Source organism: Colwellia psychrerythraea (genome assembly GCF_000764225.1).
Classification (GTDB): domain Bacteria; phylum Pseudomonadota; class Gammaproteobacteria; order Enterobacterales; family Alteromonadaceae; genus Colwellia; species Colwellia psychrerythraea_D.
Window position 1 is genome coordinate 467068 of record NZ_JQED01000005.1, and the last position, 15253, is coordinate 482320.

Here is a 15253-nt window from a genome sequence, read left to right on the forward strand (position 1 = left end):
AAATTAAGTATGACTTAATTGAATGTAACTCACTAAAAAGGGCTATTTATTAATTTAAATAGCCCTTTTGATGTTATTAGGTAATATCTCGAGCGTGTCTTTAAAGAGTACGGTAAGTAATAAAACCATACTCTCACATCACGACCATTAACGGTTCACTAAGCAGTGACCAATTCTCCTGGCGTTTCATTTCCCAATTTTGTTTTTTTCTTTGCTAGTTTATGTGCAATATAAATAAACAAAAAGGCAATAACCGCTAAACCAGCTTGCATACCAAAAACAGTTAATTCATTAGCACGCCAGAGCAATTGTAAGTTTTCACTATACATTAACCAATCACTACATACAGTGAGTATCAACACAATACTAGCAATCACAAAACTACCGACAAGCAATGTTTGCTTGTTAATATAAACCGCCACAATGGCCGACAAGACTAAACAACTAACAAAAGCATAAATAACAAAGTCTGCACGGTTACTTAATGCAACAGGTAACAGTCGTTCAGCTAAAAAGGCCACACAACAGGCTAAACCAACACCCAATGTGCTAACCAGCGTAGTATGGGTCAAAAATTTCACCGAACGCTGTGAGGCATGACGTCGTTTCTGGCGTTTTTCAATCCATAACATATTACCTGTTACAATGAGTGCACAAACAGCAATACCCAATATGAAGTAAATAAAACGTAAATTTATACCAGCAAACCCGCCAAAGTGTAATTCACTCAAGGTATCAACACCGTGACGCACCTCACTATGTTGTTTGGCATCATCTTTAAAAATGATCGAATCATCACTAAGGTTAAGTGCCACTTCATAACGTTGCGCAAACATGCCATCAACGCGACCTATTAAGTGCATTGCCGCACTCTTATCACCATAATTATACATGCGAACTACTGCCGGCATATGACCAAATTCATGACGATATTGCTCGATTAAATGATCAATATGTTGATAATGGTGCGGTTTACTCTGCCATTCAACTTCAACGCTATGCACGCCAGCATCATTTAACAACGCCTCTTGGTCTCCTTTATATAAAATAATGGCAAAGGCAATTTGGTAGATAATAACTAGATTAAAAATTAAACCACTCAGTGCATACATTAAGGTAAACGGTAAACTAATAGTGCCAATAACATTATGCATATCTAACAGTTTACTGCGCGAATGTGGATCCGTACGATATTGAAAGAAATTGGCTATTAATTTTCTTGCGTGCATCAAAATACCTGACAACACCATAAAAAAGAAAAAAAGTGTGACAAAGCCAATGAGATAAACACCATAAGGAATGTTTAGGTCACGGTGAAGACGATACATAAACTCTGCTAAAATAAATTGATCAATTTCACCCACCACCTTTCCACTAACGGGATCCAACAGCAAGCCGATATATTCCCGACCAGCTTCTTCTTCAATTAAATCGACATACGCTTTGTAGTATGGGGTTTCTTCAGAAGGTGGGATTATCGTTAAGTGCTCTTTAGCATTAAAAGGGCGGTCTGCTATAGCCAATTGCATAATTTTGCTTACCGATAAGATCTCACCTTGCTCAATTGTTTGTGTCGGTTGAACAGACCATTGAAAAATTTCATCACGAAAAAGGCTAATCGATCCGGTAAAAAATACGGTGAAAAGCAAACTAGAAATAATAATGCCAAGCCAGCCATGTGCATCTGTTAAATTTGTCAGTGTGTATTTTTTCATTACTTAACCTATAAAATAAAAAGCGTTTATAGACATGGAAACCACTAACGGATAACCACAGCGTTTCCAGGCTTGTTTTGCAGACTTCGATGAATAACTCATCACCATAGCAATCGCCCACATAGGAAAAGCTACTAATAAGCCAATAATCAACTTCTGATCAATGTTTAGCGGCAAAAGATAATTAAGATTAAGCATGATTGAGATTGAAAGTAAGCAACCCGCTAAAATGGCCACTATTGTTTTATGTAGCATACTGCCCACCTAGACTGACTAACACAGATAAAAGCATCACTGCTGTAATAGCAGTAGGAAAATTTTTATTCTTGATATGGCCATGCATAAAAATAATGATAATCCAAAAAGTCATTACCAAGGCTAAAACATAAAAACAGGCAATAACCACTATATGCCATTGCGATGCTGCGATATAAGCACCAGTTAAAAAGATAATAAAACCACCCCAAGCCAATGGCTTGTTAAGCGGTTTATTGAATAATTTTTGATTTATTGAAGCAGAGTAACTTAATAGGCAAGCAACCCAGGTTAAAAAAAACGTCAGTTCCATTTGATTCCACTTATACAGTTGTTAATCATTCGTATTAGCATTTGTATTTTAGTGGTTTTCTAAAAAATTAACAGCATTAATTTTGATGACAGATATTATCAAACAAAAATTCAATAATATCTGAAGGATATAGCATAGTACGTGCTATAAAAGCCGTACCGCTTCATGATAAAACGCTTTTGCTTTGGAAAGTCTGAGAGATACATGCCAAATTTCAGGGTTCATATTGACAAGCAAAAACAATCGAAAAACTTATCGTCTAGTACAAATTAACCACTATCTTTCGCTTACTGATGCCAATAATAAACTATATAGACAGTTAGCCGCAGAGCCCGTTTTATCAGCTTTTGGCAATGTTAGGTGTAATGGAACATGATAACGATTTGAACGCTCTACATTGAGAGTAACCAAGTCAGATTCATTTTGACTTTTGATAATATGCTCAGGTATACGGCAATAGCCCAATCCATGTTTAACTGCTTGTAAAGCATGGTCAAAATTATCTACCGTGATACGTTGATTTGATTTCAACCACCCAACATCCTTTGTTAAGGACTCTCCTAAATCTCGAATGACAATTTGCTTATTTACTGCCAGATCAGCCAAGCAAACTTCTGGCTTACTGGCTAACGGGTGACTTTTCATCACAACAGGTAACATATTTACAGTGCCAAAAGATTCACAAGGGTAGTTGGTTATCGGAAGCGTTATGATTGAAATATCGGCACTTTCTTGCTCTACCATGTTAGAGGTCTTTGATAATGAAGTCTCAATAACTTTAACAGAAGTTGTGCTATTCCCCTCAAGGAAAGCAGCTAGCGGTTCATACAACCACTTTCGATCGCACAAATGATCAATGGCAATAATTATTTCTGATTCAACTCCTTGTGCTAACTGAATGCTGATCTCTTCTAAGGCTTGAGCTTGCTCTATCATCGATTGTGCTCGCCGTAATAAAGATTTGCCATCATCTGTCAGCACAGCACGACGCCCTTCAACTTTTAACACGGGAAGACCGAGCTGATTTTCTAGTTTCTTGATGGCATATATCAATGTGGTATGGCTTTTATTCAACGCTGTTGCCGCCGCCTGAATACTGCCAGCTTTATCTATTTCAGATAGGGTTAACCATTGGTCTAGCGTTGTCTTTAATCTCATAGGTCTATTTATTCCACAGTTATACGCAGTTTTATGAACTTTAATGTGTAATTTTTATAGGTAACATAGCATATATCACATAAACAAAGCGCAACATTTTGCGATGACCTTAACTAACACAACACTATTGGAGAAATACCATGACAACACTATTACAGGTAGATTTCGATTTTACGGGCCCATTTGGCAAAGAGATGTCAACCATGTTAATTGGACTAGCAGAATCTATTAATAATGAACCTGGCTTGATTTGGAAAATTTGGACTGAAAACCCAAAAGAGCAATTAGGTGGTGGAGTTTATTTGTTTGAAAGTGAAGCTTACGCTCAAGCTTATCTAACCATGCATGCTGCGCGCTTAAAAGAGATGGGAGTTAAAGAAATAAGAGGGAATATCTTCGAAATAAACCTGCCTTTATCCACAATTAATAATGCTCCTCTCGATAATGCAGCACGAAATGAGGTAATTAAAGATGAACAATAAAACCTTTTTAACTGTACACGGTGGGATTTATGTCGTATTTGCACTAGCACTGTTTTTTATTCCCTCTCTTGTATGGCCAATATACGGCGTGGAATTAAACGATCAATATGCCTATTTCTTGTCACAACATACCAGTATCTTCTTAGGTGGGCTAGGTGCTATTAGCCTATTGTTAAGGGATATCGAACAAGGCTACATTGCTAAAAGGTTATTTTTGGCTTTATTCATCACAAATAGTCTGGGTGTTGCAATTACCTTATATGCAGGGTTTATAGGTATTTTTACTGGTTTTGGTTGGAGTGATCCTGCTTTTTTTACCGCTTTGTCTGTGCTCAGTTTTTATCAATTTAAAAAGCAGTAATACAAAACCCTACCTTTTATAAATTATGAACTCTTTTTATAAAAAGCATCATATAAAGTAGGTACTACATACCGCACTGTAAATGAAATATAAATAGGCCTTCTTTAATATTACTAAGTAAAATCAACTGGTTGATGAGTTTTTTTATGTCAGAGTAATTTACACCCTGCATATATTTCTATAGTTTTGCGCCTCTATTCTGTTGAAAAAATTGCATTTTTTAAAACTGGTACGATTAGTGCTTTAATCAATATAAAAATATTATAATTAATATTTGCGCTCGTATTTATTTAAAACTTATTAAAGAGATTCAATATGAACATAAAACTTCTCCCGCTTTTAGTATTCACAGCGACTCTTGCTTTGCTAACGCCTACGGCTAATGCAAGTTTGATTCTTGGCACTGGTACGTCAGCATTAGTTGGTGGCGATTTAACTGACCCTGAAAATGATGGTTTAGTTAATTCTAACGTCAACTATGATGCAACATTTCGCTCAAGTGTAGAGCCAGGATTTGGCGGTGGTGAATTTGCCTTTAATGTCTTTGATAACACATTAACAAGTCGCAATGGTAAATGGTGTTGTAATGGTGGCAATGTTTGGGTCGAAGCTGACTTTGGCACTGACCGTTATATACTGGATATGTTCACACTGTCTTCAGCAAATGATGTACCTAATAGAGATTCAGATCAATGGAGAATCTTAGGCTCAAACGATGGTATTAATTACACTGCACTTTTTTCATATGATGTAGCTGGTCAGTCTATTTGGGGAGCAGATCGTTTTGAAGTAGTGCAATTTTCTAATAACGATGACTATAACGTTAATACCGCTTATAGCATCTTCCGTTACCAATCAACTTCAGTTGTTGCTGGTTCAATGCATCAATTAGGTGAAATTGAGTTTTTTGGTACTAAGATCCCAGAGCCTTCAACCATCGCTATTTTTGCCCTAGCTCTTATTGGTTTAGCATCGCGTCAACTTAAAAAATAATGTTGAGTACTAAACCGATATAAACTATAAAAAACACTGATTGTAATGGTCAGTGTTTTTTTCATAAAGGTTAGCCCTTGATAAACGGTAGTAAATATCCTCTATACAGTGTATTCCCATTGTTACATTTTCTGAAGCCAACCCTTACCAATAATTCAGCCAGGTTAAACTCTGCTCTCAACATCGTTTACTATATTAACGAAGCACTTATAAACAAGATCTCTTCCTTAAAAGATGAAAGACGCTGTTCAATAAAGTCAGTCGCTTTTTTCTCCCACGATTCAACTGTCCGCTATTATTTTTACAAAAATTGACAAGAATTAGTTTCAATATTTTTACTTGGTTGACGTAAGATAATGAAAAGATTAAGGTCTTATTAGATAAGGTAGCAAATATTTAAGATTATCCCATTCGATATCGGCCATAAATATTAACTAAGCATAATAAGCTAATAGATAATGTTCAGCTTCAGAAAGGGTTCGTAATGTATTTCAACTCTACCATTAGAACAACAAAATAGTTAAGTGACTAATGCCGTACATATCTGCTAAAACGAATTTATTCCAAAATTATAACCAATACTTCTTAGCACTTTTTTTTGGCGCTATTGGAGCATTAGTCAACTTATACCCAATAGAATTAGCCTATAGTATCGCACTCATTTTGGGTAACACCGCCTATATTCTTGCTGCTTCTTTTCTACGTCCAAGTTTGACATTACTTTGCGCACTCATCAGCGTAATTCCGCTGTATTTCTATTGGGGTCACCCATATGGTTTCCTTACTTTTGGCCTTGAAGCTTGGTTTATTTCAATGCTGCGAGCAAGAGGTTGGTATGTTCTCACTGCTGATTTACTTTATTGGCTACTCATTGGCATGCCGCTAACAACGGTGCTTATTTGGGTCAATATGGAGCCTACGCAAACTTTCATGCTCTTTAGCGTATTAAAACAAGCTATCAATGCGATGCTATATACTTCCTTGGCCTGTATTTTATTATTTACCTTTAATGATTATTTTCAATCAATAAAGTCAAATCAGCCACCTTTAGTAAAAAGCTTACCCAAATGGCTTTTGTATTCGTTTTGGAGTATTTCCTCTTTCTTTGTTATATGTGTGTCATTAGGGCTCAGTACCAGCTTAGGTGACTTTCAGAAGACCCAACTGGAAAAAGAGTTAGAAATAAACAATAACTATATTTCTCATATTGGCAATAGTTATTTAAATGAACATAAGCAGGCGATCGAAAGTATTGCATTCCAACTTTCCAGCATAACTGAAGCGGCTGAAAGGCAAAAAGCACTTTCAAAGTTTCATCATTTATACCCTGGCTTTTTGACAATGCTTACCGCCTCCAAACAAGGGGATATTGAACTAGCATCACCTAATTCCATTATGGAAAAATTAGCGATTAAGCAACTTTCAGTGGTCGACCGTCCTTACTTTATTCATGCTATGCAAGAACAGAAATTATTTGTCTCTTCTGTTTTTCTTGGAAGAGGCTTTGGCAATGATCCCATTGTGGCTATCAGCGCGCCAATTTATGCTAACAATGAGACCCAGACACCTTCAGGAATAGTTGAAGGTTCATTGAATTTAGGAAAATTCGGACTTTATGACAAAATCGGTTTTGATGATAAACAAATTAAAACCATTGTGACTGATCAAAATAACCGAATTATTTATGCATCGGGAAGCCTAGGATTAGAAATATTATCAGGGCTTACCTACCAAAATCACGCCTCGAAAAGCTCGCCCTATTTAATCAGCTTAAAATTAAAAGGTAATGAAGGTGCAATGTTCATTCATAAGAAAACGCAATTAATGAACAACTGGAAAATTCATTCTCTGATAGAGCATGAATTTTCTTTAAAAATGACAGAAAACATGTATTTAGTCATGTCGCTCACACTTTTTATTACCTTACTAACAGCCAGTTTTTTTGCAAAAAGATTCGCCATTCATTTAAGTCGACCGCTGGCATTCGTTATGGGTGAGTTATCTAAAGGCAAAAAGACTATCGCTTTTAGGGATATTCCTTACGAAACTCCTACAGAAATTCAAAAGCTGTATCAAGAATTGAAACTCAACCGTCTAGCACTGATTAAAAATCAAAAAGAACTACAAGATCAGGTGCTCGAAAGAACGAAAGAGCTTAACCAAGCAAATCGTAAATTAACAGAACAAGCCAATACCGACACATTAACAAAGCTTTATAACCGACGATATTTTGAAGAAAATTTTAAAGTAATGCAGTCCATTTTTTCTCGAAATAATTCGAGTGTAATGTATGCAATAGTTGATTTAGATTTCTTCAAGAAAATTAATGATACCCATGGTCACTTGTTTGGTGACTATTGTTTGGTTACCGTGGCAAGCATGTTGAAGACATTTTTCAATCGCGATTCTGATCTTGTTGCTCGCTTTGGCGGGGAAGAGTTTGTCGTTGTTTCCCAATGCGATAATGTTGAAATACTGCGATCACGCATGAATAAATTTCTACAGAAAGTTGCTGATCATCAATTTCAGTATGAGGGTAAAGGACCTGTATCATTAACCATTTCAGTTGGCATAGCGGTTGGTAAAGCCAGTTATTCTGATTTAGGAGAGGATTGGTTCTCACTTGCTGATGAGTGTCTTTACGAGGCTAAAGGTAATGGTCGAAATCAAATAAAAATAACCGTGATTGAAAGTGCACTTAACATTAGCGCTAGCGTTTAGCACGAAAAAAGCGACTACTCTATGAGTAAGTCGCTTTTTCATTTGAAGGTTGTTTTCTTGTCGTAGTTATTTATTCAACAGTCACTGATTTTGCTAAGTTACGCGGTTGATCAACGTCAGTACCTTTGATAATAGCTACATAGTAAGAAAGCAACTGTAACGGCAAGGTATAGACGATTGGTGCGATGATATCGTCACACACAGGCACATCAATCACCTTCATAGTGTCATCACTCGAAAAGTTAGCATCATTATCAGCAAAGACATACATTAAACCGCCACGGGCACGTACTTCTTCAACATTAGATTTAAGCTTCTCAATTAAATCATTTTTTGGCGCAACAACTATAACCGGCATTTCTGCATCAATAAGTGCTAATGGCCCATGTTTAAGTTCGCCCGCTGCATAAGCTTCTGCATGAATATAAGAAATCTCTTTCAGCTTCAATGCACCTTCCATTGCGATAGGATATTGATCACCACGGCCTAAAAAGAGTGCATGGTGTTTATCAGCAAAGTCTTCTGCTAAATCTTCAATTGAAGAGGCAAGCGCTAATACTTCATCTAATTTTGCTGGCAACGACATTAATGACTGAGTAATCTCAGCTTGCTTTTTATCAGACATACCGTGATGCTGCCCAATAGCTAGGGTCATCATTAATAAACCAACCAGCTGAGTAGTAAAAGCTTTGGTTGATGCTACGCCAATTTCAGCGCCCGCTCTGGTCATAAAAGCAAGATCAGATTCACGTACTAAAGATGAACCAGGCACATTACAAATGACTAAACTAGACTGATAACCTATTTCTTTTGCTAAACGTAACGCAGCTAACGTATCAGCTGTTTCGCCAGATTGAGAAATAGTCACCAATAAAGAGTTTTTAGGGACAAATGATTTACGGTATCTAAACTCACTAGCAATTTCAATATTACACGAAACACCAGCAAGCTCTTCTAACCAGTATCTTGCAACCATGCCAGAGTGGTAACTAGTGCCACAGGCAATAATTTGTACATGCTCTACATTTTTGAATATCTCATCAGCACCTTCGCCAAACGTATTGATATCTAGCATACCTCCAACTAAACGACCTTCTAAGGAATTACGGATAGCGGTAGGTTGTTCATAGGTTTCTTTTAACATGTAGTGACGATACTCACCTTTATCGCCACTGTCGTGCGATACGTTAGCTTCTTTCGCTTCACGTTCAACTGGCTCGCCATGAGTATCAAAAATACTGACGTTAAAGCGACTGATTTGCGCAACATCGCCCTCTTCAAGATAAGAGAATTTACGTGTTACTGGGAGTAAGGCCATAATGTCTGAAGCAATGAAGTTTTCGCCTAAACCATAGCCAATAACTAATGGACTGCCAGAGCGTGCAACAATAATGTTGTCTTGATCGCGACTATCCATCACTACGGTACCGTATGCGCCCTCAAGCTGTTTAACGGTTTTTTGTACTGCTGCTAATAAAGTATCACTGGTTTTTAATTCATGATGAACTAGGTGTGTAATAACTTCAGTATCTGTTTGCGATAAAAATTCATACCCTAAACCTTGCAACTGACTACGCAAGCTTTGATGATTTTCAATAATGCCGTTATGTACTACAGCAATAGTATTATTTGAAACATGTGGGTGAGCATTCACTTCACTTGGAATGCCATGTGTAGCCCAACGAGTGTGCGCTATACCCGTACCACCAGTGACAGGCTGTTGCTCTAATGCCTGAGCTAGTTCTTGTACTTTACCTAAACGTTTTGTGGCTTGTAATTCGTTATTATTATTGATCACTGCAACACCGGCAGAATCATAACCGCGATATTCTAATCGCTTTAAACCTTCGACTAAAATATCTGCTACATCGCGTTGAGCTACTGCACCGACTATACCGCACATAATTTTGATTCCTTTTTCATTTCTACATATTTAATATTTTTGAACTGGGTTAACATCATTATTTTAAATAAATTAGCTAAGTTAACCTTTGGCGATTAGTAATTTTACGCCTTGCTCAGTTAGGGCTGTTCGCATTTCTTCAGAAAGACCATCATCGGTGATCACTGTCTGAATTTGCTGCCAGTTTAGTTCTAAATTAGGTATTTTCTTTGTTATTTTCGCTGATTCAACCATCACAATCACTTCGCGAGCGACTTCTGCCATGACACGACTCAAACCAATTAGTTCATTAAATGTAGTCGTTCCACGCTTAATGTCTATACCATCAGCACCGATAAACAGTTGGTCAAAATCATACGACCTTAAAACTTGTTCTGCAACTTGTCCCTGAAAAGCTTCAGAGTTAGCATCCCAAGTCCCACCAGTCATCAATAAGGTAGGTTCATTTTCTAATGCATGAATTTCATTAGCAATACTAAGGGCATTAGTCATCACCACTAAACCTTTCTTATTTGCTAACTCGCTTACTAAAGCAGACGTCGTTTGGCCACTATCAATAATAATACGATTGTGATCTCGAATAAGCGTGGCTGCTTTTTTCGCAATATGTAACTTTTGTTGAGATAGTTGATCTGCTTTTGCTTCAGTTATTTCACTGGGCAAGGCAACCGCACCACCATAACGTCTTAATAACAAACCACTGGTTTCAAGAGCTGCAAGGTCTTTTCTAATGGTGACTTCTGATGTATCAAATTGCTTGGCTAAGCTATCAACACTGACTTCGCCCTGTGCATTTAAGTCTGCAATTATATTATGACGACGTTGTTGTGTATTTCGTTTCGACATAGGATTTTATAGTTTACTTATCTGATTAAATTATCTCGAATAGTTTCGAGTTGCGTAACTTAGTTTCGCTATGGGCCGTATTATGTTTCATACCGAAAGATATTGCAATTTTTAGTTCGCTTTTCATAATAATTTACGCATAAAATTTAGACATTAAAAAAGCGCTATAAAAATAGCGCCTTCAATAAAGCAATTTTTTCTCAGATAATTAACTCTTTTTAACTGGTCGCTGCCATCCAGCAACATTTCGTTGCTTGGCTCGCGTTAGCGCTAAATCATTATCTTCTACTTCTTTACTAATTACAGACCCCGCCCCAACCGTGGCTGAATGACCAATAGACACGGGTGCGACTAATGAGCTGTTAGAGCCGATAAAGGCATTATCACCAATTTCAGTGGTTGATTTATTCACGCCATCATAATTACACGTAATAGTGCCTGCGCCTATATTTACCTTAGTGCCAATTTCGGCATTACCAAGATAGCTTAAGTGCCCTGCTTTACTGCCTACACCTAAAGTAGTTTTTTTCATTTCAACAAAGTTACCAACATGTGAGTCTTGCTTCATCACTGAACCTGGACGAAGGCGGGCAAATGGTCCTACTGAACAATCGGCTTCAATAATGCTATCTTCAATAATACTGCTTGGCTTAATTTCAACATTAGCCCCAATAGTACTGTTTTTAATAATACAGTTCGCGCCTATCTGCACGTTATCAGCAAGCTTAACCTCACCTTCAAAAATACAGTTTATATCGATACTCACTTCACTGCCTGTGGTTAAATTACCACGAATATCAATGCGTGCAGGGTCGCGTAAACTTGCGCCAGCTATCATCAACTCTTCCGCAAGTCTCGCTTGGTAGGCTCGTTCTAATGTTGCCAATTGCACGCGGTTATTAGCACCTTCGACTTCGATTTCTGTCTCAGGGTGAGCAGTAGCAATAACCTTACCTTCACCATGAGCAGCAGCAATAATATCTGTTAAGTAATATTCACCCTGAGCATTATCACTTGATAAATTGCTTAACCAACGTTTTAGATCGCCGCCATTAGCTAATAAAATGCCAGTATTGGCTTCATTAATTTTCAGTTGCTCTGGGCTCGCATCTTTTTGCTCAATAATACCAACAACTTGCTGCTGTCCTGAAATTTCTTGGCGAACAATTCGGCCATAGCCCATTGGATTAGCTAAATGAACCGTTAATAGCGCCATGCCATCAATTGGCTTAGCGGCCAAGAGACTATCTAACGTAGAAACTTTAGTTAACGGCACATCACCATAAAGTACTAATACATCTTCATCATCGGTTAAAAATGGTGAAGCTTGATCGACGGCATGGCCAGTGCCTAATTGCTCTTTTTGCTCAACAAAGGTTAGGTCATCACCATGAATGCGAGCTTTTAATACATCACCACCAAAACCATACACGACATAAATATTGTTAGCGCCCAGTTGGCGAGCACTGTCGATAACATGACCAACCATAGGTTTTTCAGCGACGCTATGAAGTACTTTAGGTAAAGAAGAACGCATACGGGTACCTTTACCCGCGGCAAGAATAACAACAGAGAGTGACATGATAAATCCATTCATTGAGCATTTTAAGAGCGCATATTGTACCCAAGTTTATAGTGCTTAGGCTAGTAGCCTTGGATAAAATAGTTGCTCTGTAGTTATACGTTCCTGCACTAAAAAAGCCTTAACCAGTTGCAAGCTCTGTCACTAGTTCAATGGGACTTGCTTTATGTTGGCTAATTAAATTAGCCAGTTCAGGCTTACAAGACCCACATTTAGTGCCACATTTAAGTTTCTCACCTAAGGCGTCAACGCTACTGCAACCCTGTGTTATCGCTATCTTAATAGTTTTTTCACCAACATTATAACAACTACAAACTTGCTTACCTTGATTGAATTCGTCGCTAGCAATGCCAAGTAACAACGATTGAATGGTAGCAAACGCTAGCTTTTCTTCAGCAAAAACATGTTCAAGCCATGCTGGCTCTATTTCAGGCCAGTTTGTTGAAAAATAGCTTAAAAAGACAAGTTTACCTGCTTGTAAGCACACAATATAAAACTTATCTTCTTCGCTAAACGTCAACCATTCGCCTGATAAACCCGTGGTTTGTTGACACCATAATAAAGCATCCGCTGTCGATTCTTCCAAAGCGACTTGATAAGTATCACCATAAGCGGTTGTACTTTTGACCCAAAAATCAGCACTTAATGAAAGGCTACTCGTGGTATGCACGCTTATATATTGTTTATATGCTTTTTTACGTAAGGCGACTGCACCTTGTTTACTCTCCGCTTGGCCAGAAAGAGGGTCAACACTACTTTGATATAAATCACTAACATTACCATGTGAGGCATAACTCTGATTCCAGTGAATTGGCATAAAACATTCACCTAAACGCTGCTTTTCATCGACTTTTACGTGCGCTATCGCTTGTCCTGTACTTGCGGTAATCATTAACATATCGTTATTTTGTACGGCTAAACCTTGCGCATCTTTAGGATGTAAATATAGATAAGGTTTGTCAGTGTGCGCTGAAAGCTTATGAGTTTTACCGGTACGTGTCATGGTGTGCCATTGATCTCGCAGACGACCACTGTTTAATACAAACGGGTATTTTGTAGAAGTACGCTGTATAGGTAATTGTGGTGCTACCGGAATAAATTGTGCTTTACTTGACGGGGTAGTAAATTTTCCATCAGCATAAACCCGGGCACAACCTTCAGGGTAACTCTCGTTTACTGGCCATTGTATTGGTGCCAGTTCATTATATTCTTTCGTTGTTAATTGACTTAAACCGCTTAAATCAAGTAATCGCTCGCCGTTATTTTCAAATTGAGTGAGTTGGGCATGTTCTTTAAACACGTCACTAACTTCATTAAAGTCAAAACCACTAAAGCCCATCTTGGTGGCAACATCTTGGATAATTTGCCAGTCATGCTTAGCCTGTCCGGCAGGTAAAACGGCATTACGTTGACGAGAAATACGGCGCTCTGAGTTCGTCACAGTGCCATTTTTTTCTAACCAAGGGGTTGCTGGCAACTTTACATCAGCAAACGCCAAAGTATCATTTTTCTCAACACAATCTGATACCACTACCAGTTCACACTGTTTCAGTGCAGCAGTAATTTTATCTCGATTAGGCAAGCTTACCAAAGGATTCGTTGCCATAATCCATACGGCTTTAATATCACCTGAGGCAAGTTTATCAAACAAATCTATCGCTTTAGCACCTTGTTTATTAGCAATAGTTGGCGATTGCCAAAAGCGTTGCACTTTATCTAGATGTATTGGATTATCGATATCCATATGCGCAGCAAGCTGGTTAGCTAATCCGCCAACTTCTCTACCGCCCATGGCATTCGGCTGCCCTGTTATAGAGAAAGGGCCATTGCCAATTGTACCGATTTTACCGCTGGCTAAATGACAATTAATAATGCTTTGGCATTTATCTACTCCTGAAGAAGATTGATTGATACCCATAGAATAGAAGGTAATTGCTTTTTTACTGCGGCAAAATAATTGATAAACCGTGGTAAGCTCTTCTATGCTAACTTGGCAAAATTCTGCAACCTTTGCTGTCGTCCAACTAGCTGCAGTTGCAAGAGCTAGTTCGAAGCCTTCGGTGTATTGAGCAATATAATCAGTATCTAACCCTTGATTTTCACTTAAAAACTGCAACAAACCATTGAAAAACGCACCATCAGTGCCTGGTTTTAATTGAATAAAGTTATCAGCTAGCTCACAAGTCGCTGTTTTTCTAGGATCAATCACCACGACTTTCATGGCAGGATTAATTTTTTTGGCGCGCTCAATGCGTTGATATAATACAGGGTGGGTCCATGCTGCATTAGAGCCAGTGAGTAATAATAATTCAGTTTGCTCAAGATCTTGATAAGTACACGGCACCACGTCTTCACCAAACGCACGTTTATATGCTGATACTGCCGACGACATACAAAGACGAGAGTTTGTATCAATATTGCCTGAGCCGATATAACCTTTCATCAATTTATTGGCAAGGTAATAATCTTCTGTCAATAACTGGCCTGAAACATAAAAAGCAACCGAATCTTTACCGTGCTTTTGTATAATATCGTTAAATTGCTCAGCAACATAATCAGTCGCTTTATCCCAACTAACTTGCTCGCCGGCAATTTCAGGGGCTAGTAAACGACCCGTTAAATCAATGGTATTAAGTAAATTACTACCTTTAACGCATAATCTGCCGTAGTTTGAAGGATGGGCGGCTGAGCCTGTTAATGACGTTGCTTTGCCCCCTGCTACGCCAATATCAACGCCACAACCTACGCCACAATAGGCACAAGTACTTTGGATAAGTGACGGTTCACCCGCTTTAATGACAGGTGAGATAAGCGGTGATGTCGGTAATAAATCGCTCAAACTAAACTCCTAAAAACACTATATTCATACCCGTCACAGTTAAACTCGTAGTAACCGTTTGGTGTGGGACGGGGGTATTTGATAA

12 protein-coding genes are annotated in these 15253 nt (G+C 38.1%); 4 read left to right on the forward strand and 8 right to left on the reverse strand.

What is annotated here, in order from left to right:
- Positions 1 to 158: 158 nt before the first annotated feature.
- The 4 genes from ND2E_RS17120 to ND2E_RS17105 form a co-directional block, all read right to left on the reverse strand.
- On the reverse strand, positions 159 to 1715 hold the full coding sequence (locus ND2E_RS17120) for a PepSY-associated TM helix domain-containing protein (RefSeq protein ID WP_033092567.1): 1557 nt from the start codon (positions 1713 to 1715) through the stop codon (positions 159 to 161).
- Positions 1716 to 1718: 3 nt separating this feature from the next.
- Positions 1719 to 1970 (reverse strand): hypothetical protein, encoded by a 252-nt coding sequence (locus ND2E_RS17115; RefSeq protein WP_033092568.1) that lies wholly within the window; start codon positions 1968 to 1970, stop codon positions 1719 to 1721.
- Positions 1960 to 2283: a hypothetical protein gene (locus ND2E_RS17110; protein WP_033092569.1), complete on the reverse strand. Its 324-nt coding sequence runs from the start codon at positions 2281 to 2283 to the stop codon at positions 1960 to 1962. The genes ND2E_RS17115 and ND2E_RS17110 overlap by 11 nt, the downstream gene beginning before the upstream one ends.
- A gap of 276 nt (positions 2284 to 2559) precedes the next feature.
- Complete coding sequence (locus ND2E_RS17105) at positions 2560 to 3441, reverse strand: LysR family transcriptional regulator (RefSeq protein WP_033092570.1); 882 nt, start codon at positions 3439 to 3441, stop codon at positions 2560 to 2562.
- A 140-nt stretch (positions 3442 to 3581) separates the two neighbouring features.
- On the opposite strand from ND2E_RS17105, the gene ND2E_RS17100 reads away from it, so the two are divergent.
- From ND2E_RS17100 to ND2E_RS17085, 4 genes are all read left to right on the forward strand, one after another.
- Positions 3582 to 3923 (forward strand): monooxygenase, encoded by a 342-nt coding sequence (locus ND2E_RS17100; protein WP_033092571.1) that lies wholly within the window; start codon positions 3582 to 3584, stop codon positions 3921 to 3923.
- Positions 3913 to 4284, forward strand: coding sequence for a hypothetical protein (locus ND2E_RS17095; protein WP_033092572.1), 372 nt, complete (start codon positions 3913 to 3915; stop codon positions 4282 to 4284). The genes ND2E_RS17100 and ND2E_RS17095 overlap by 11 nt, the downstream gene beginning before the upstream one ends.
- A gap of 315 nt (positions 4285 to 4599) precedes the next feature.
- Positions 4600 to 5277: a PEP-CTERM sorting domain-containing protein gene (locus ND2E_RS17090; RefSeq protein ID WP_033092573.1), complete on the forward strand. Its 678-nt coding sequence runs from the start codon at positions 4600 to 4602 to the stop codon at positions 5275 to 5277.
- A 531-nt stretch (positions 5278 to 5808) separates the two neighbouring features.
- Positions 5809 to 7998 carry a sensor domain-containing diguanylate cyclase gene (locus tag ND2E_RS17085; RefSeq protein ID WP_033092574.1) on the forward strand — a complete coding sequence of 730 codons (2190 nt, stop codon included), beginning with the start codon at positions 5809 to 5811 and terminating at the stop codon, positions 7996 to 7998.
- A 70-nt stretch (positions 7999 to 8068) separates the two neighbouring features.
- Here ND2E_RS17085 and glmS read toward each other — a convergent pair whose 3' ends face one another.
- The 4 genes from glmS to ND2E_RS17065 all read right to left on the reverse strand — a co-directional run bounded on the left by glmS (position 8069) and on the right by ND2E_RS17065 (position 15168).
- Complete coding sequence (glmS, locus tag ND2E_RS17080) at positions 8069 to 9901, reverse strand: glutamine--fructose-6-phosphate transaminase (isomerizing) (RefSeq protein WP_033092575.1); 1833 nt, start codon at positions 9899 to 9901, stop codon at positions 8069 to 8071.
- 81 nt (positions 9902 to 9982) lie between these two features.
- Positions 9983 to 10747, reverse strand: a complete 765-nt coding sequence (locus tag ND2E_RS17075; protein ID WP_033092576.1) for a DeoR/GlpR family DNA-binding transcription regulator — start codon at positions 10745 to 10747, stop codon at positions 9983 to 9985.
- Positions 10748 to 10955: 208 nt separating this feature from the next.
- A complete protein-coding gene (gene glmU / locus ND2E_RS17070) occupies positions 10956 to 12329 on the reverse strand; it encodes a bifunctional UDP-N-acetylglucosamine diphosphorylase/glucosamine-1-phosphate N-acetyltransferase GlmU (protein WP_033092577.1) in 1374 nt (457 codons plus the stop codon).
- 121 nt (positions 12330 to 12450) lie between these two features.
- Positions 12451 to 15168 (reverse strand): nitrate reductase, encoded by a 2718-nt coding sequence (locus tag ND2E_RS17065; RefSeq protein WP_081961965.1) that lies wholly within the window; start codon positions 15166 to 15168, stop codon positions 12451 to 12453.
- Positions 15169 to 15253 lie beyond the last annotated feature (85 nt).